The organism is Microvirga aerophila, from assembly GCF_003332305.1.
Lineage (GTDB): Bacteria > Pseudomonadota > Alphaproteobacteria > Rhizobiales > Beijerinckiaceae > Microvirga > Microvirga aerophila.
The window spans coordinates 36375-52233 of record NZ_QOIO01000043.1 but is presented as its reverse complement, the minus strand read 5'-3'; the positions used below and the strand labels follow the sequence as shown (position 1 = coordinate 52233).

Sequence of the window (15859 nt, the reverse complement as noted above, 5' to 3'; positions counted from 1 at the left end):
TGGTGAAGAACGTCACCATGTCCTGGCGCCGCAGCTTCTTGCGCAGGATCGGCTCTTCAGCAGCGTTCACGCCGTGCAGCTGGAAGACGTGCTTTGACGTGTCCATTCCGATGCGAATAATCTGGTCCACGGACGGTCTCCTGTGTGTGAGATCTGCAACGACCTCATTCTGGCACAGCGATGCCGTAAGGGGGCCGTCCACCCTAACAGCTTGGGGTGAGCGTTGCGCACCTCATTCTGGGCCTCAACCGCAATGCGCGAGGCGGTGCCGGCCATCTGCACGACGTAGCGCCCAAAGGCCTCTCGGCTCACGAGGGCGCTCAGCAGGCCCACAACACCGCCGCGCCCGAACAGAGCCACCTCGACCGTGTTGCCGTCCTCCAGCACATTCACGAGCGACACGACAGCGTGGTGAGGGAAGTGTGCGTGGCGGATGGGATCACCGGCTTCGTAGAGCACCTGCTTATGGGTCAGCTCGACCATCTCCAGGTGGGGCTCCAGAGCCGCAAAGTCCTCGGGCTCCAGGGCTGCCAGGAGCCAGTTCGTGCGGTGTTCTGCTTGCGGAGCGTGGGTCATGGCCACACCCTCCTCCGCTGAGATAACGCGGTCGCGGGCAAATCATTCCAGCGTGGCGAGTTCCATACTGACAATTATGCGAAATCGCGGGTCAGTTTTCCGTGCCGATAGAGTCGATCAAGTTAGACTGACAAAAAGCCTAAACTGAGCCATTGGGGCTCCATGATACTGAATTTCAGTGTCGCCTGTGGCGATGAAAACACCGATAGGTTGGAGCACCACCACCTTGTTCCAAGATCAGCAGGCAGGAGCGATGATCCCACGAACCTGATCACCCTCTGTCATTCACGTCATGGGAAGGCTCATGGCATGGTGCGCCGGGATTTTCGAAAGCTGACAGCGGCAGGCATTGCTCGAGCAAAGGCCAATGGTAAGAAACCGGGGAACCCTCGATTACTGGCTCGTGATCCCAATCTGCTCCGCGAACTTGGGCAGAAAAAACGGAAGCATATTTGCTCCGGATGATGGAAACCGCTGACATTCGGCTGCCCATCATCCAGCAGATGCGTCCAGCCAAGACGTGGTCAGACATCGCCAAGGCGATCAATGCAAAGACGGGTTCTGAAGAGTGGACCCTTCAGAGCGTGCGGCGCGCCCTCAAACATTTCATATCCAAAGGATTGGCTGATCCTGCCTTAATGGACGATAACAGGGCCCCAAGATTCCTACCTGAATCCCAGGAAGAAGCTATTTCAGCCGTAATCGACATGATTCAATCCGATCCTAATCTTACAATCAGAGCAATTGGCGCTCGCCTTACTGCACAGGGAGTCCCCAAGCGATGGGGGCTCCCGAGTGGGGACCTAGCTCAACTTATAAAGTCATGTTGAAGGCCCGAGCTGTTTTGGAAAAGCAGGCTCACAAATCTTGGTAGCCCCGCCGCCGCTTGGTCCGGGCGAACGCCTTTAGGGCATCGCCTGCCTCCGCCTCACTGGCGAACACCTCAACGTGCTTCAGCCCGTTGGTGCCGATGCGGCCCCGGTTGCGGACGAGCCGAATCGTGCCGAGCAGGTCGCGCTCGATCATGAGGCTGTAGATCCGCCGAACGCCCTGCTCCGGGTCGATCCGGTGCAGCACCGGGTGGTGCTTGATCGGGGATCCCAGTTCGTCAGGCATCACGTCCCATGCCAGCCGCTTGCAGTTCCGTTCAGTTGGGCCGCGTGCGGATCGCACGGCTCCCGCACCGCGAGCACCGCAGCCTGAGACTGACGGCGGGCACCGGCAGGGGGTCGGGCAAGCCACCGACGTTGAGCGTCGACGCATGCCCGCAGCCGATCGCCCGACACCAAGCATCGATCGAGCGGATCCCTTGCTCGCGCATGCTCCCGAGCGTCATGGGCGGGATCTCCCTCCCCTGCTCGTCGTAGGCGCGGCGGGGATTGCGAGTCATCGAGCCCTAACCTGTTGGAGTTTCTCCGCGATGTGCAGAGGCAGAGTGTGCTCCACGCCGCGATAGATCCAATCGAGTGAAACACCAGTTTTCGCGATGACCTTCGCAGCCTCGTCAATGCCGATGCGACGGCGGCCATGCTCATAATGGTTCCAGGCTTGATCAGAGATCTCTACCAATCGACAGAAGGTTGATGCTTTCGTGTGTCCCAGCGCTTCGCGAAGAGCCTTCAACCTGGCCCCGATGATCTCTGGCCTGTCTATCGCCAATGCTCTTCTCCGTTGTTGGCCGGAATCTCACTTCGCTCCGCCCTCACCCGACCCTTGGCTTCGCCGGATGCTCTGCAACAGGCGGTCAGGGCCGCATAGAGTTTTTTGGTTCGATTCAGAGGCCGTTAGAGGAAGGCCACACTCCCTGACCTATTATCAGAGGAACCCCCGGTCACAGATCTCTAGATCGGCGATCCCGCTTCGCACGAGTTACGACCTCCAGCGCTTGGCCGCCTTTGGCCCCGGTCGCGAACACCTCGGCCACCTCCCGTTCCAAGTTCGTGGCATCTAATTCCACTTTGATTCGGCAATGGTCGAGCTTTGCAGTGGCCTTTCAACTCAGCTTTTGAACCCCCCGTGAACCCCTATGCTCAGACAACAAAAAGCCGCCCAATGGGCGGCCCAATTAACCTACGGAGATACTTGTGATTTTAATGGTCGGAGCGAGAGGATTTGAACCTCCGACCCCTAGTCCCCCAGACTAGTGCGCTAACCGGGCTGCGCTACGCTCCGACTGAGCCGCCATATACGCCGACATGCCGCCGGACGCAATCTCTCGCGGCCAGAAAGTGATGTTCTATTCGTTGCTGGTCGGCTCGATGGCTGTGCGCAGCGAGCTGAGCACCCGATCGCATTCCAACAGCTCGCTGAGAGCCACCTGCAAGACCTGAAGGGCCGGTAGCGAAAGGGAGGCAGGCGATCCGTGCGAGCGGGATGGCTCTTCAAGAGCCTCCTCCCCGAGGTCGTCGTCCGGGGCCTCGGACGGGTCGGCCTGCTGGGGAGCGACGCTCTGTTCTCCGCGGCCGATCGCCTGCACGAATCGAACGCCTTCCGCCTTGAGGATGCGCTGGACGCCTCGGATCGTATAGCCTTCACCATAAAGCAGGTGGCGAATGCCTTTGAGCAGATCGATGTCGTCGGGTCTGTAGTAGCGACGCCCGCCGCCACGCTTCAGCGGTTTGATCGGAGCAAAGCGCGTTTCCCAGAAGCGCAGCACGTGCTGGGGCAGGTCGAGATCCTCGGCCACCTCGCTGATGGTGCGAAACGCGTCAGGGCTCTTGTCCATGACGGTGCTCGCCATTGCCGGATCAGTCTTCGGAGTCGGCGGTTTCGCCGTTGATGTGCGCCTTTAGAACGTTCGAGGGCTTGAACACCATGACACGGCGGGGATCGATCGGCACCTCGACGCCGGTCTTGGGATTGCGGCCGACCCGCTCTCCCTTGCTCCGCACGATGAACGATCCAAAGGAGGACAGCTTGACGGTCTCACCGGCCGCTAACGTATCGCAGATTTCACCCAGGACCCGCTCGACGAGTTCGGCTGATTCGGTACGGGACAGGCCAACCTTCTGGTAGACGGCCTCGCTGAGATCCGCGCGCGTTACGGTTTTGCCAGCCATGAACGTTTCCCCCGCCCCCGTTGATGATTTCTGCTGTCGACTTCTCTGGAGACGCTATGCAGATGGCTCCGTATGGTCAACCGTGGAAGGCCGCCCCCGGAGTCGAATCTTCCTACGGTCTACCAGCGGATCAGGGCGCTGCCCCAGGTGAAGCCGCCGCCGATTGCCTCGATCATCACCAGATCGCCCTGCTTGATGCGCCCATCCTTGCACGCAGCATCCAGAGCGAGGGGAATGGACGCGGCCGAGGTGTTGCCGTGCTGATCAACCGTGATCACCACCTTTTCAGGAGCGATTCCGAGCTTTTCCGCGCTCGCCGTGATGATGCGCTTGTTCGCCTGATGCGGAACGAACCAGTTCAGCTCCTCTGCGGTCGTGCCGGTTGCTGCGAACGCATCGTGGACCACATCCGTGACTGAGCCGACCGCGAAACGGAAGACTTCCTTGCCTTCCATCTTCAGAACGCCGGTCGTCTTCGTGGAGCCCGGACCGCCGTTGACGTAGAGCTTGTCGCGATAGCGGCCGTCTGAGCGCAGCTGGGAGGTCAGCACGCCGCGGTCGGTCGAGGCGCCCTCGCCTTCCTTCGCCTCGAGCACGATGGCGCCGGCCCCATCGCCGAACAGGACGCAGGTCGTACGGTCTTCCCAGTCCAGGATGCGCGAGAATGTTTCCGCTCCGATGACAAGAGCGCGCTTATGCGCTCCGGACGCCAGGAACTTGTCGGCGGTCGCTACCGCATAGACGAAACCGGTGCAGACCGCCTGCAGGTCGAAGGCCGCCCCATGGTGCATGCCGAGACCCGCCTGGATCATGGTGGCGGTGGACGGGAACGTATAGTCCGGCGTCGAGGTCGCGCAGATGATCAGGTCGATATCGGCCGATGTCAGGCCTGCATCGGCCAGGGCCGCCTCCGCTGCCTTGATGCCGAGCACCGAGGTGGTTTCGTCGTCGGCCGCGATGTGGCGCGCTTCGATTCCGGTGCGCTGGACGATCCATTCATGGGATGTTTCCACCATGCTGGCGAGATCGTGGTTCGTGACCTTGCGCTTCGGCAGGTAGGAGCCGACGCCGCGGACGATGGAACGGGTGCGTTTCAAGCTGTTGCCCTCAGGCCGGTTGCTCGACCGGCTCATGCTCCAGCATGGTCCTGATCGTATTCATCAATTCATGGTGCGCCATGTCATAGGCTACGTCGATGGCGCTGGCGAAACCGAGCGCGTCGGTGCCGCCATGGCTTTTGACCACGACGCCTTCCAGGCCGAGAAAGACGCCGCCGTTGACCTTGCGCGGGTCCATCTTCTCCCTGAGAGCATTAAAGGCCTGTTTTGCAAACAGGTAGCCGATCTTGGCCATCAGCGTCCGGCTCATGGCCGAGCGCAGATACTCGCCGATCTGCTTGGCGGTGCCTTCCGCCGTTTTAAGGGCAATATTTCCCGTAAAGCCTTCGGTGACGACCACATCGACCGTGCCTTTGCCGAGATCATCACCTTCCACGAAGCCGCGGTAGTCGAGATGCGGCAGGTTGACCTCCCGCAGAAGCCGGGCGGCCTCCTTGACGGTCTCCAGCCCCTTGATCTCCTCGGTGCCGACGTTGAGCAGGCCCACGGTCGGTCGCTGAAGGTCGAACACGATGCGGGCCATGGCGGCCCCCATGATGGCCATGTCCACCAGATGGCTCGCATCGGCCCCAATAGTGGCCCCGACATCGAGCACGATGCTCTCACCCCTCAGCGTCGGCCACATGCAGGCGATCGCTGGGCGCTCGATATGCGCCATGGTCTTGAGGCAGACCTTGGCGGTTGCCATGAGCGCGCCGGTATTGCCCGCCGAAACCGTGGCATCGGCCTCCTTGTCGCGGATGGCCTGCACGGCTCGCCACATGGAAGACTTACCCCGGCCCATGCGGATGGCTTGGCTCGGCTTCTCGTCCATGCTGATGGCGATGTCCGTATGGCGAACCTCGCTTGCTTCCTTCAACTTGGGCTGCGTGTTCAGCAGCGGACCGATCACCGCTTCGTCCCCGTAGAGCAGGAAGCGAATATCCGGATGGCGCTCCAGGGCCAGCGCCGCGCCCGGAATGACGACGGACGGACCATGATCGCCGCCCATCGCATCAAGCGAAATACGCACTGGCTTTGGCATGAGCGGACGTTTCTCTCTTCAGTTCGTTCGACAGGGGGCGGAAAATACCGGTTTGCAGGGGTATCGCAACCGAATTCTCATTGCACCCGAGGGGGTGGCATGGTGTGCCACGTGGCATCGTGTGCCACGCAGGCTTATAGGATCCGAAACAGCCCCGGTTGCATCTGGCTCCCGCCTCATTCACCCTTCAGCTTATTCAACGCCGCGAACGGGGAATCCTCCGCGTCGGCCGGGTCGCGGTAGTCGAACTCGACCCCTGGCTTTCGTGGGTAGGGATCGAGACCGAGCGCCAGGAATTCCGACGCCAAAGTGCCAAGGTCGATCTCGCCGTTGACGATCTCGTCCGGGGGCTCGTACTCGTGCATTTCGGTTGGCGGTTCGGGCGGCATGCCCGAGGATTCGGCGAAATCGACCTCGACCTCCTCCTCGATGTCGGAATCGAAGGACTCGAGTGTGACAACGCAGATCTGTGTGATCCTTGCCCTCACCACACCGGCCACGTGGACGCCTTTGGCGGAGCTGTGCAGGTTGAAATCTGCCGAGAGGCTGTGAATCGCGGGCAGTCCGAAATCCTTCGCGAGCTCGGCACATTCTGCGGCGGTCGCCGCCAAATGAACCTCGGTTCCCTTTGCGGGGAGGTTCTTCACATCGTATGGCCGCGACAACGGGCCCACTGTATCAGGTGTCATGGCTCCCCTCCTCTGCGAAGGCCTCAGGCCTTGGGAAAACAGGACCTGTGTCCAGAAGCGTCTCGATCGCGATGATCCTGAGACCCTGGTCGGCCGCCAGAGCATAACGCGCCAGGGCGGCGGCGGGTGCCTCGGTCCCATAGGCGTTGCGGCCGAGCGCCTCTGCGAGCGCACCCTGGTCGGCGGCATCAAGGGGCGCGTCATAGGCATGAGCGCGGCCAAAGAAGGAGCTCGCCACCTTCTTCATCCGCTTCGGCACCACCGTGTCGCCCACGCCCATCTCTCTCAAGGAGGCATCCATGTCCCGGAAAAAAGCATCCGTCAGGTCGCGGGCGACTTCCTCGGCGGGTTGCGGCTTCCCGCGCAAGGAGCGCAGGGCCAAGACCATGTGAAGGGACAGAGATTCGAACCGCCCCTCGATCGTGTCCGGAAGCCCAAGTCCCGCATAGAGGCCCGGAGCCCGGGACGCGGTGGCGATCCGTTCATAAAGGGCCGCGATCGCGATGCGGCGATTGTCCTTACGGAAGAGACGGAAAATCAACGCGCTAACCCTTCCTGCCTTGTCAAATTCATAGCCCCGAGGTACGCCATCCCGGTCCTCGGGCGCAAGCTTATCCGCGCCGCATATTCTGGAAGAAGCATACGATGCGTCGATATCACACTTTCTTCGTACGTTTGGCGGCCGCCACTGTCCTCACCTCCTCCCTTGCCGCCTGCGTCGGTGGAGAGGAATTCCAGCGTGGATATCTGGTGGACGAACGTGCCGTCAGCCAGGTCAGAAACGGCATGAACGCAGAGCAGGTACTCACGAGCCTCGGCACGCCGTCGACCGTGTCCACCGTCGGCAATAAGACCTGGTACTATATCAGCCAGAAATCACGCCGCACCTTCCAGTTCATGCCTGAGCAGGTGGTGGATCAGCGCGTCACGGCGGTCTATTTCAACAACAACATGCGGGTCGAGCGCACTGCGCTTTACGGCCTGCAGGACGGCCAGGTCTTCGACTTCATCAGCCGCACGACCCCCGCGGGCGGCCAGGAATCGAGCTTCCTCGGGCAGATCCTGCGCGGAACTAACAACTTCAACCCGTTCGGCGCTTAATCCTTCCAGAAAATTCCTGTTGCGGTGGCCGGGCTCTGTCCCGGCCATTTTGCTTTGTCAGAACCCCGCCCCGGCGCGGTCGGCACAGCCGATTATCAATCCAGCTGCAACTTGAGGGACCAGCCGATAGAGGGCGATCTCTCCGCAGCCCTCATCTTGAGAAGCGAAGCGTCTCGAAGGACGAGGGCGTCTCCAGAGACCACGTCTCGAAGCATGCTTCGAGACGCCGCTCTCGCGGCTCCTCAGGATGAGGTCGGAGCTATGAGCTAGCCTCTCAGGATGATGCATTGAGTTCCGGTCCAGCCTTAGTCGGCTGCTTCCAAAGGCCTGAGACACCCGACCCGCTGAAAGCAGAAAACCCGCGACTTTCGCCGCGGGTTCGCTATGTCAACCTGCAAGAACCTTACGAGTGTGCGAGGATCGCGAGGAGCAGGAGGGCGATGATGTTGGTGATCTTGATCGCCGGATTAACCGCGGGACCTGCGGTGTCCTTGTAGGGGTCGCCGACGGTGTCGCCCGTGACTGAGGCCTTATGAGCTTCAGACCCCTTGTGATGGGTGGTGCCGGACGAATCCGTGAAGCCATCCTCAAAGGACTTCTTGGCGTTGTCCCATGCGCCGCCGCCCGAGGTCATCGAAATCGCCACGAAGAGGCCGGTGACGATGACGCCGAGGAGCATTGCGCCGACTGCCGAGAAAGCCTGCGACTTTCCGGCAATCCAGTAGACCACGAAATAGGTCACGATCGGCGCCAGCACCGGGAGGAGCGACGGGATGATCATTTCCTTGATGGCCGCGCGGGTCAGCATGTCGACGGCGCGTCCATAGTCGGGACGGTCGGTGCCGGCCATGATGCCCGGCTTCTCCTTGAACTGGCGGCGCACCTCTTCGACCACGGCGCCCGCCGCACGGCCCACCGCCGTCATGGCGATGCCGCCGAACAGGAACGGGATCAGGCCACCGAAGAGAAGCCCCACCACCACATAGGGATTCGCCAGGGAGAAGTCGGGCCTCACGTCCTGGAAATACGGGTACTGCGCCGCATTCTGGGTGAAGTAGTTGAGGTCCGACGTATAGGCCGCGAAAAGCACAAGGGCGCCGAGGCCCGCCGAGCCGATCGCGTAGCCCTTCGTGACCGCCTTGGTGGTATTGCCGACCGCGTCGAGAGCGTCCGTGGATTTGCGGACCTCCTTCGGCAGGCCAGCCATCTCGGCGATGCCGCCCGCGTTGTCGGTGACCGGACCGAAGGCGTCCAGCGCCACGATCATTCCGGCCACGCCCAGCATCGCCGTCACCGCGATGGCGATGCCGAAGAGGCCTGCGAGCTTGAACGACACGATGATGCCCGCAATGATCACGATTGCTGGAAGCGCCGTGGATTCGAGCGAGACCGCAAGTCCCTGGATCACGTTGGTACCATGACCGGTCACGGACGACTGGGCAATGGACCGCACGGGGCGGAAGCCCACGCCCGTATAATACTCCGTGATCACCACGATGAGCGCTGTCACGCCAAGTCCCACGATCGCGCACCAGAACAATGCCAGGCCGGTAAAGTCCGCGCCTTGGATGGAACCGAAGGTGAGCATGAAGTAGGTGACCGCCGCAATGGCGCCGGCGGACAGGACGCCGGTCGCGATGAGGCCCTTATAAAGGGCTCCCATGATGGACTCGTTCTGGCCGAGCTTCACGAAGAAGGTGCCGATGATCGAGGTCACGATGCAGGCCGCTCCAATAGCGAGCGGATAGAGCAGCATCGATTCCAGATTGGGCTGTCCGGCGAAGAAGATCGCCGCGAGCACCATGGTGGCCACAATGGTCACCGCGTAGGTCTCGAACAGGTCGGCCGCCATGCCGGCGCAATCGCCGACGTTATCGCCCACGTTGTCCGCAATGGTGGCCGGATTGCGCGGGTCGTCCTCTGGAATTCCAGCTTCCACCTTGCCCACGAGGTCGCCGCCCACGTCGGCGCCTTTGGTGAAGATGCCGCCACCGAGTCGGGCGAAGATGGAGATGAGAGATGCGCCGAAGCCTAGGGCCACAAGGCTGTCGATGACCTGACGGTCGGACGGGTTCAGCCCGGTGATCTCGGTCAGGTAGCCGAAATAGAGGGCGACGCCGAGAAGCGCGAGCCCTGCGACCAGCATTCCGGTCACTGCGCCGGCCTTGAAGGCCACGTCGAGACCTCCCCCGAGGGACTGGGTGGCCGCCTGCGCGGTGCGAACGTTGGCTCGGACCGACACGTTCATGCCGATGAAGCCCGCAACACCGGACAGAATCGCTCCAATGGCGAAGCCGACGGCGACGCGAAGGCCGAGGAAATACGCAATAATGGCGAACAGAACCACGCCCACGATGGCGATCGTAATGTATTGCCGCCGAAGATAGGCCTTAGCGCCCTCGGCAATCGCTCCTGCGATTTCCTGCATGCGCTGCGAGCCGGCATCACGCTTCATGACGTCACTGATGGCCCATAGGCCGTACGCAATCGATAGAAGGCCGCCCAAGATAATTAGGGTAAGTGCCATTGTGCCATCCTTGTTATGGGCAAGCAGAAAACCGCACGTCAAAGCCAGAATTTTAGCCTTGATCGGCCCCTACCCCCAGCGAAGTCCGCAAACGCTGCCAAAAATCTATGCAAGCTGCAACGCGACTTCCGAATGACTCCACAGGAAGGAACTATTCTGCCGGTACGACAGCTTTTACTTGTCGCTGCCAAGCCAGAAGACCCAAGGCGACGAAAACAGGTGGGAAAACAACCCAATTCACGTTGTCCCAGCCACCGACGTTCAGCAGTTTTCCCGACGAGAACGACGCAATCGCCACCGAACCGAACACCATAAAATCGTTCGCGGCCTGCACTTTGGTGCGCTCCTCGGGCCTGTAGCACTCGGTCACGAGGGCTGTTGCGCCGATGAAACCGAAGTTCCATCCAATGCCTAAGAGAATCAGCGTGATCCAGAAATGCCCGATGGTGATCCCTGAAAGGCCCACGACCGCCGAGAGCGCGATCAGGAGAAGCCCCGCCGCCGTTACGGCAGCCTTGCCGAACCGCGCGATCAGGCTGCCGGTGAAGAAGCTTGGTCCGAACATGGCCAGGATATGCCACTGAATGCCGAGCGCGGCCGCGCCTACCGGGTGCCCGCACCCGATCATCGCGAGCGGCGCGGCCGTCATGGTGAAGCTCATGAGTCCGTATGAGACGAGCCCGGCCACCACGGCCACGATGAAGCGGGGCTGGCTCACGATCTGGCTCAGGGGACGCCCTCCGGCCTTCGGTGCATCGACAACCGGGGTCGGACGCAGGGCGGATACGACCGCCATCGAGATCAGCGCAAGCGCAGCCTGCCCGATGAACGCCCCGGCGAAGGGCGCCGTCTCGATCAAGTCCCTCGCCCAGATCACCGTCTGAGGACCGATCACCCCGGCGACCAGTCCTCCGGCCATGACCCAGGATATCGCCCTGGCCTTGAATCTGTCGGAGGCGGCATCGGTCGCTGCAAAGCGATAGCTCTGGACGAAAGAGCCATACAAACCGGCGATTAGGGTACCGAAGCAGAACAGCACGAAGTTGGCGGATGCGATGCCGAAGGCCGCGAGGCAGCCTCCAAACACGCCGATCCCGGCCCCGACCACATAGCCCGTGCGCCGCCCCGCTCGGCGCATCAGCACGGCGGCCGGAATCGTACCGAGCGCGAGCCCGAGATTGAGAAGGCTGACCGGAAGGGTCGCCAACTCCTTGTTGGACGCGAGGGCCTGCCCCACCAATCCACCCAGGGACACGACGATGGCAGGGTTCGCCCCACCGAAGGCCTGGGCGCACGCGAGCACCAAGGCGTTTCGCTTGGCTAGAGCGTCGCCTGCGGCAGGGGCTCTAGAAGTGGGAAAAGGAGCCGACATCATAACGTCTTTCAGAGCCGGACATCCGGAAGATCGGCAGGCTCGTCCCGGCGACCACCCGACCGATGACGGACAGCCTCACATCCACGCTATCGGCCTCTTTCCTGAACCTGTCGAGGTTCTTTTCCGCAACTGTGCAAAGAATCTCGTAGTCGTCTCCGCCGGTCATCACCTGATGGATCAGGCCGGGGGAGGCCTCGACCGCCGCGCGGGCGGCATCCGACAGAGGGACATGGTCGCCGTCGATCTCGGCCGAGACGCCGCTCACCCGCATCATCTTGGCGAGGTCGCCCGCAAGACCGTCCGAGACATCCATGGCGGCCTGTGCGCAGGCTCGCACGGCCGCCGCCAGACGCCAGCGAGGTTGGGGGTGGAGATAACGGTCGGCGAGGAAAGCCCTGTGGGGCGCTGACAGGATCTTGGCCCAAGCTGGATCCGAGCGAAGAGCAAGGCCAAGGGCGCTGTCGCCGATTGTGCCCGTAACGCAGATAAGGTCACCAATCTGGGCGGTTGTGCGGCGGACCATGCGTCCGGCGGGCACCTGTCCCAGCGCCGTGACCGAGAGGGTGAGGGCTCCCCTCGCCTTTACGGTGTCGCCGCCGAGAAGGGGACACCCGAAATCGCCGGCGGCCTGCCCGAGCCCGTCTGCGAAGTCGGCCAGCCAAGCCTCAGTCCAATCCTCCGGCAACGCCAGGCTCAGAAGGAAGCCGGTTGGGTCTGCTCCCTTGGCAGTCAAATCCGAAACGTTGACGCCGAGGGCCTTGCGGGCGACGGAGCGGGGCGGATCACCAGGCAGGAAGTGGACGGATTCGACGAGGGCGTCGGTTGTCAGGACAAGGTCATGGTTCGCCTTCGGCGTCAGGCAGGCCGCGTCATCCTTGAGGCCAAGCCCCCCCGCGGCGGCGATGGGCGCGAAGAATCGGGCGATCAGACTGTCTTCATTGGGACGGTGGCACGACATGGCCTCAAGCTGTCCGAGTCGATCCTGCTTGTCATCTCCCGCCCTGTCGGCTGGCGGGAACGACTCGCTCACGTCACCGCTTCCCCTGCCCGGCTGCTTTTTTCTCGAGTTCCCCGGCCCGAACCTCGCGGGTGAGATTGTCCAGGACGGCGTTGACGAGCCCCGGTTCGTCCTCGTCGTAGAAACTCTGCGTCACGTCCACATATTCCGTGATCACGACGCGAGCGGGCACATCCTTGCGGTACATCAGCTCAAAAGTGCCCGCGCGCAGGATGGCGCGCAGGACGGCCTCGATCCGCGCGAGAGGCCAACCAGCGGCGAGCGCCCGGTCGATCTTCACGTCGATCTCGCGCTGGTTCTCGACCACTCCCGACAGAATGCTGCGGAAGAAATTGGTGTCGGATGGCTTGAACTCGATGCCTTCGACCTCGCGGCCGATCCAGAACGCTTCGAACTCCGCAAGCGCGTCGATCACGCTCTTGCCGGAAATGTCCATCTGATAGAGGGCCTGAACAGCCGCCAAACGAGCGGCCGAGCGCTCTGCGGGCTTCGTCATGATGATCAGGCCTCCTCGACGTGTTGCTTGATGCGTAGAACGGCGAGCGCCGCTTCCACCGCTCCCCCACCCTTATTCAATTCGTTGACGCGCGCGCGGGTCCAGGCCTGCTCGTCATTCTCGACGGTCAGGATGCCGTTTGCCAGCGGAATGCGCCGGGCAACTGACAAATCCATGAGGGCGCGCGAACTTTCGCCCGCCACGATATCGTAGTGCCCAGTCTCCCCGCGGATCACGCAGCCGAGCGCCACGACGGCATGGTAGGGCCTGCCAGCCGCTTGGGCGGCGTCGAGCGCAATGGCGATAGTGGCCGGAATTTCGAGCGCGCCGTCGACAGTCAGCACTTCCACCTGTGCCTGCGCCGCCTCAGCGGCGTCGCGGGCGCCTCGCAACAACTCATCGGCGATGTCGTCGTAGAAGCGCGCTTCAACCACGAGAATGCGGGTTCCGGGAACCGGTGGGCGTGGATTGAGAGGCTTGGCGGAATGCGAGACCATGTAAAACCGTTCCGGACCTGATAAGGGCGCCCGTCCTCATCCTAAGGCGTCGCAAATGAACGCTTTGCCTTGCGGGCGCAAAGGTGTTGGCCGTCCCCTACCCCGCCCGGCGCGCCTCCGCAAGCCGTGCCGCGTACCGGGCCATCAGATCGACCTCGATATTGAGGCAGTCTCCCACCTGACGCTCGCCCCATGTGGTGACCGCCAGTGTGTGGGGAATGATGAGAACCGAGAAGATGTCATCGGTCACCGAGTTGACCGTGAGCGACGTGCCATCGAGGCAGACGGATCCCTTCTCGGCGATGAACGGGGAAATCGAGGGCGGCGCCTTGATAATGAAGCGGGCCGTAGGGCCCCATGGGTCATCACCCGCCGTAATCGCCTCCCGGGCAACGATCGCGGCGACGCCGTCCACATGGCCCGTGACAATGTGGCCTCCGAGCTCGTCGCCGATCTTGAGGGATCGCTCGAGGTTGATGCGCGTCCCGACCTGCCAATCCTTGACGGTCGTGCGGGCCAGGGTTTCGGCCGCCACGTCCACGTCGAACCAGCAGCCGTCCCCGTGCGCCTCAACGGCGACCACCGTCAGGCATGGCCCACCGCAGGCAATCGATGCGCCCAGCGCGATGGTGGTAGGATCGTAGGCGGATTCGATGCGCAGACGCCGCAGGCTCTCTCCGCCGTCGACGGCGCTGACGCGGCCCATATCGGTGACGATACCCGTAAACATCAGGGTTTCTCCCAAAACATGAATAGGTCTTTTCCGGCCTGCTCGTCGGCAGCCAACAACAGGTCGTCCATCCTGTCCTGAAGCGCCGGCCCAAGCGCAGGCACGTCTCCCTCGCCCCGGGCCGAACGCCCGGTCACGAGGATCAGATCGTCGATCAAGTCGGCCTGCGCCAACGCATCCGCCAGCTCCGGACCGCCCTCGCAGAACACCCGGGTCAAGCCGCGCGACCCGAGAAGCCGCAGCGCCTCGGAAAGAGCCACCCGGCCAGCTTCATCGGACGCCACCCGCAGAACCTGCGCGCCGCGTTCGACCAGATTTTTCTCAACCTCGACGGACGCACCGGTCGTCGTAACGATCCAGGTCGGGACCTCGCCGGCTCCCGCCACGAGCCGGGAGGTCGGGGGAGTCCGCAAATGGCTGTCGATCACGATCCGGACGGGCGAGCGGCTTTCGAGCCCCGGCAGCCGAACGGTGAGCAAGGGATCGTCGGCAAGAACCGTTCCCACGCCGACCATGACCGCATCCGCATGAGCGCGCATGAGGTGGACGCGGGCATTGGCGGCCTCGCCGGTGATCATGAGGCGCGCCCCAGTCCGAGACCCCGCGAAACCTTCCGTGGTCCTTGCAAGCTTCACGGTCACGGCAGGACGCGCCTTCGTCACCCGGGTGATATGGCCCCGATGGGCGCGAAGAGCCTCCCGGCGCAGGCAGCCCACCACGACATCGGTTCCGGCCTCGCGAAGACGGGCATGGCCGACGCCCGCGACGCGGGGATCCGGGTCTTCCACGGCCGATACAACCCGCGTGATCCCGGATTCAATAACCGCATCCGCGCAAGGGGGCGTCCTGCCATGATGAGAGCACGGCTCCAGGGACACATAGAGAGTTGCGCCTCGGGCTCGTTCGCCGGCCGCCGCGAGGGCCACCCGCTCCGCATGCGGCCTGCCCCCTACCTGGGTGGCACCTTGCGCGATGACGACCGGCTGGCCGTCGGCAAGGCCAACAACAACGGCGCCTACCGAAGGGTTGGGCCAGGTGAGGCCGAGGTTCCGCTCGCCAAGGGCAAGCGCCAGGCGCATGTAACGTTCGTCCTGAAGGGCTTGTTCAGGCGACAGTTCTCTTACCGTGGAGACCATCAGTCCGACTGCACGGGATTGCGCTTTTTCAGCCGTGGCGAATCGTCTGATTCTTCTTCAGCCAGCTTGCCAAGGATTTCCTCGAAGTCTCTGGCCTCGCGGAAGTTTTTATAGACCGACGCAAAACGCACGTAAGCGACGTCGTCCAGGGCCTTGAGTCCTTCCATGACCAGTTCGCCCACGGTCTCGCTCGGCACCTCGCCGTCGCCCATGCTCTCGAGCTGACGCACGATTCCGTTGATCATCCGCTCCACTCGGTCGGGATCGACTGGGCGCTTGCGCAACGCGACCTCGACCGATTGCTGCAGCTTGTCCCGGTCGAACGGGACGCGTCGGCCGGAGCGTTTGACCACAGTGAGTTCGCGCAGCTGGACACGCTCGAAGGTCGTGAAGCGGCCGCCGCAATCGGGGCAGATGCGGCGACGCCGGATGGCCGAGGAATCGTCGGTCGGCCGGGAATCCTTCACCTGAGTGTCGAGACTCCCGCAATAGGGACAACGCATGGGATCAGAT

Annotated in this window: 20 protein-coding genes, 1 tRNA gene and 1 pseudogene; 2 read left to right on the top strand and 20 right to left on the bottom strand. The window is 62.7% G+C overall.

The genetic code is table 11. From position 1 onward, the window contains the following. Positions 1-130 (bottom strand): annotated as a pseudogene (locus tag DRB19_RS20755) (IS110 family transposase); the annotation flags it as partial. Further along, positions 67-483, bottom strand: a complete 417-nt coding sequence (locus tag DRB19_RS31935; protein WP_420870168.1) for a cyclic nucleotide-binding domain-containing protein — start codon at positions 481-483, stop codon at positions 67-69. The pseudogene DRB19_RS20755 and the gene DRB19_RS31935, both read right to left, overlap by 64 nt. Positions 484-738: 255 nt before the next feature. Between DRB19_RS31935 and DRB19_RS31930 the strand changes: the two genes are divergently transcribed. Next, entirely contained in the window at positions 739-1041 is a 303-nt protein-coding gene (locus DRB19_RS31930; RefSeq protein ID WP_114187934.1) for an HNH endonuclease, read from the top strand. 393 nt (positions 1042-1434) lie between these two features. Here the strand turns inward: DRB19_RS31930 and DRB19_RS20735 are convergent, their stop codons facing one another. The 10 genes from DRB19_RS20735 to DRB19_RS20690 form a co-directional block, all read right to left on the bottom strand. Next, positions 1435-1692: a WGR domain-containing protein gene (locus DRB19_RS20735; protein ID WP_114187932.1), complete on the bottom strand. Its 258-nt coding sequence runs from the start codon at positions 1690-1692 to the stop codon at positions 1435-1437. 31 nt (positions 1693-1723) lie between these two features. Further along, complete coding sequence (locus DRB19_RS20730; RefSeq protein WP_114187931.1) at positions 1724-1966, bottom strand: hypothetical protein; 243 nt, start codon at positions 1964-1966, stop codon at positions 1724-1726. Then, positions 1963-2199: a helix-turn-helix domain-containing protein gene (locus tag DRB19_RS31925; RefSeq protein ID WP_162815786.1), complete on the bottom strand. Its 237-nt coding sequence runs from the start codon at positions 2197-2199 to the stop codon at positions 1963-1965. The genes DRB19_RS20730 and DRB19_RS31925 overlap by 4 nt, the downstream gene beginning before the upstream one ends. Before the next feature lie 471 nt (positions 2200-2670). Further along, positions 2671-2748: transfer RNA gene (locus tag DRB19_RS20720), tRNA-Pro, on the bottom strand. Positions 2749-2812: 64 nt separating this feature from the next. Continuing rightward, positions 2813-3301, bottom strand: coding sequence for a MerR family transcriptional regulator (locus DRB19_RS20715; RefSeq protein WP_114187941.1), 489 nt, complete (start codon positions 3299-3301; stop codon positions 2813-2815). Positions 3302-3323: 22 nt separating this feature from the next. Continuing rightward, positions 3324-3635 (bottom strand): integration host factor subunit alpha, encoded by a 312-nt coding sequence (locus tag DRB19_RS20710; RefSeq protein ID WP_114187929.1) that lies wholly within the window; start codon positions 3633-3635, stop codon positions 3324-3326. Between the two features lie 119 nt (positions 3636-3754). Then, positions 3755-4768: a beta-ketoacyl-ACP synthase III gene (locus DRB19_RS20705; RefSeq protein ID WP_373867395.1), complete on the bottom strand. Its 1014-nt coding sequence runs from the start codon at positions 4766-4768 to the stop codon at positions 3755-3757. Beyond that, the gene (gene plsX / locus DRB19_RS20700) at positions 4743-5777 is read right to left on the bottom strand and encodes a phosphate acyltransferase PlsX (protein WP_114187928.1); all 1035 of its coding nucleotides are present in this window, start codon (positions 5775-5777) and stop codon (positions 4743-4745) included. Before plsX ends, DRB19_RS20705 begins: the two co-directional genes overlap by 26 nt. Before the next feature lie 176 nt (positions 5778-5953). Next, entirely contained in the window at positions 5954-6466 is a 513-nt protein-coding gene (locus DRB19_RS20695) for a YceD family protein (RefSeq protein ID WP_114187927.1), read from the bottom strand. Then, complete coding sequence (locus DRB19_RS20690) at positions 6456-7007, bottom strand: ubiquinol-cytochrome C chaperone family protein (protein WP_114187926.1); 552 nt, start codon at positions 7005-7007, stop codon at positions 6456-6458. The genes DRB19_RS20695 and DRB19_RS20690 overlap by 11 nt, the downstream gene beginning before the upstream one ends. A 104-nt stretch (positions 7008-7111) precedes the next feature. Between DRB19_RS20690 and DRB19_RS20685 the strand changes: the two genes are divergently transcribed. After that, the gene (locus DRB19_RS20685) at positions 7112-7567 is read left to right on the top strand and encodes an outer membrane protein assembly factor BamE (RefSeq protein WP_114187925.1); all 456 of its coding nucleotides are present in this window, start codon (positions 7112-7114) and stop codon (positions 7565-7567) included. A 403-nt stretch (positions 7568-7970) separates the two neighbouring features. Here DRB19_RS20685 and DRB19_RS20680 read toward each other — a convergent pair whose 3' ends face one another. The 8 genes from DRB19_RS20680 to nrdR all read right to left on the bottom strand — a co-directional run bounded on the left by DRB19_RS20680 (position 7971) and on the right by nrdR (position 15849). Then, positions 7971-10094, bottom strand: coding sequence for a sodium-translocating pyrophosphatase (locus DRB19_RS20680; protein ID WP_114187924.1), 2124 nt, complete (start codon positions 10092-10094; stop codon positions 7971-7973). 151 nt (positions 10095-10245) lie between these two features. After that, entirely contained in the window at positions 10246-11466 is a 1221-nt protein-coding gene (locus tag DRB19_RS20675; RefSeq protein ID WP_114187939.1) for an MFS transporter, read from the bottom strand. Next, positions 11441-12427: a thiamine-phosphate kinase gene (gene thiL / locus DRB19_RS20670; RefSeq protein ID WP_114187938.1), complete on the bottom strand. Its 987-nt coding sequence runs from the start codon at positions 12425-12427 to the stop codon at positions 11441-11443. The genes DRB19_RS20675 and thiL overlap by 26 nt, the downstream gene beginning before the upstream one ends. A gap of 73 nt (positions 12428-12500) precedes the next feature. Then, positions 12501-12983 (bottom strand): transcription antitermination factor NusB, encoded by a 483-nt coding sequence (gene nusB, locus DRB19_RS20665; protein ID WP_114187923.1) that lies wholly within the window; start codon positions 12981-12983, stop codon positions 12501-12503. Positions 12984-12988: 5 nt separating this feature from the next. Continuing rightward, positions 12989-13480, bottom strand: a complete 492-nt coding sequence (gene ribH, locus DRB19_RS20660; protein WP_114187922.1) for a 6,7-dimethyl-8-ribityllumazine synthase — start codon at positions 13478-13480, stop codon at positions 12989-12991. A 97-nt stretch (positions 13481-13577) separates the two neighbouring features. Then, positions 13578-14210, bottom strand: a complete 633-nt coding sequence (locus DRB19_RS20655; protein WP_114187921.1) for a riboflavin synthase — start codon at positions 14208-14210, stop codon at positions 13578-13580. Next, the gene (gene ribD, locus DRB19_RS20650) at positions 14210-15346 is read right to left on the bottom strand and encodes a bifunctional diaminohydroxyphosphoribosylaminopyrimidine deaminase/5-amino-6-(5-phosphoribosylamino)uracil reductase RibD (protein ID WP_246690479.1); all 1137 of its coding nucleotides are present in this window, start codon (positions 15344-15346) and stop codon (positions 14210-14212) included. Before ribD ends, DRB19_RS20655 begins: the two co-directional genes overlap by 1 nt. After that, complete coding sequence (nrdR, locus tag DRB19_RS20645; RefSeq protein ID WP_114187920.1) at positions 15346-15849, bottom strand: transcriptional regulator NrdR; 504 nt, start codon at positions 15847-15849, stop codon at positions 15346-15348. The genes ribD and nrdR overlap by 1 nt, the downstream gene beginning before the upstream one ends. Positions 15850-15859: the final 10 nt, after the last annotated feature.

Excerpts from the sequence above, each read along its gene's own strand:
- DRB19_RS31935 (WP_420870168.1), bottom strand. The coding sequence starts at position 483 with ATGGTCGAGCTGACCCATAAGCAGGTGCTCTACGAAGCCGGTGATCCC.
- DRB19_RS31930 (WP_114187934.1), top strand. The coding sequence starts at position 739 with ATGATACTGAATTTCAGTGTCGCCTGTGGCGATGAAAACACCGATAGG.
- DRB19_RS20735 (WP_114187932.1), bottom strand. The coding sequence starts at position 1,692 with ATGCCTGACGAACTGGGATCCCCGATCAAGCACCACCCGGTGCTGCAC.
- DRB19_RS20730 (WP_114187931.1), bottom strand. The coding sequence starts at position 1,966 with ATGACTCGCAATCCCCGCCGCGCCTACGACGAGCAGGGGAGGGAGATC.
- DRB19_RS20715 (WP_114187941.1), bottom strand. The coding sequence starts at position 3,301 with ATGGACAAGAGCCCTGACGCGTTTCGCACCATCAGCGAGGTGGCCGAG.
- DRB19_RS20710 (WP_114187929.1), bottom strand. The coding sequence starts at position 3,635 with ATGGCTGGCAAAACCGTAACGCGCGCGGATCTCAGCGAGGCCGTCTAC.
- DRB19_RS20705 (WP_373867395.1), bottom strand. The coding sequence starts at position 4,768 with ATGAGCCGGTCGAGCAACCGGCCTGAGGGCAACAGCTTGAAACGCACC.
- plsX (WP_114187928.1), bottom strand. The coding sequence starts at position 5,777 with ATGCCAAAGCCAGTGCGTATTTCGCTTGATGCGATGGGCGGCGATCAT.
- DRB19_RS20695 (WP_114187927.1), bottom strand. The coding sequence starts at position 6,466 with ATGACACCTGATACAGTGGGCCCGTTGTCGCGGCCATACGATGTGAAG.
- DRB19_RS20685 (WP_114187925.1), top strand. The coding sequence starts at position 7,112 with ATGCGTCGATATCACACTTTCTTCGTACGTTTGGCGGCCGCCACTGTC.
- DRB19_RS20680 (WP_114187924.1), bottom strand. The coding sequence starts at position 10,094 with ATGGCACTTACCCTAATTATCTTGGGCGGCCTTCTATCGATTGCGTAC.
- DRB19_RS20675 (WP_114187939.1), bottom strand. The coding sequence starts at position 11,466 with ATGTCGGCTCCTTTTCCCACTTCTAGAGCCCCTGCCGCAGGCGACGCT.
- thiL (WP_114187938.1), bottom strand. The coding sequence starts at position 12,427 with ATGTCGTGCCACCGTCCCAATGAAGACAGTCTGATCGCCCGATTCTTC.
- nusB (WP_114187923.1), bottom strand. The coding sequence starts at position 12,983 with ATGACGAAGCCCGCAGAGCGCTCGGCCGCTCGTTTGGCGGCTGTTCAG.
- ribH (WP_114187922.1), bottom strand. The coding sequence starts at position 13,480 with ATGGTCTCGCATTCCGCCAAGCCTCTCAATCCACGCCCACCGGTTCCC.
- DRB19_RS20655 (WP_114187921.1), bottom strand. The coding sequence starts at position 14,210 with ATGTTTACGGGTATCGTCACCGATATGGGCCGCGTCAGCGCCGTCGAC.
- ribD (WP_246690479.1), bottom strand. The coding sequence starts at position 15,346 with ATGGTCTCCACGGTAAGAGAACTGTCGCCTGAACAAGCCCTTCAGGAC.
- nrdR (WP_114187920.1), bottom strand. The coding sequence starts at position 15,849 with ATGCGTTGTCCCTATTGCGGGAGTCTCGACACTCAGGTGAAGGATTCC.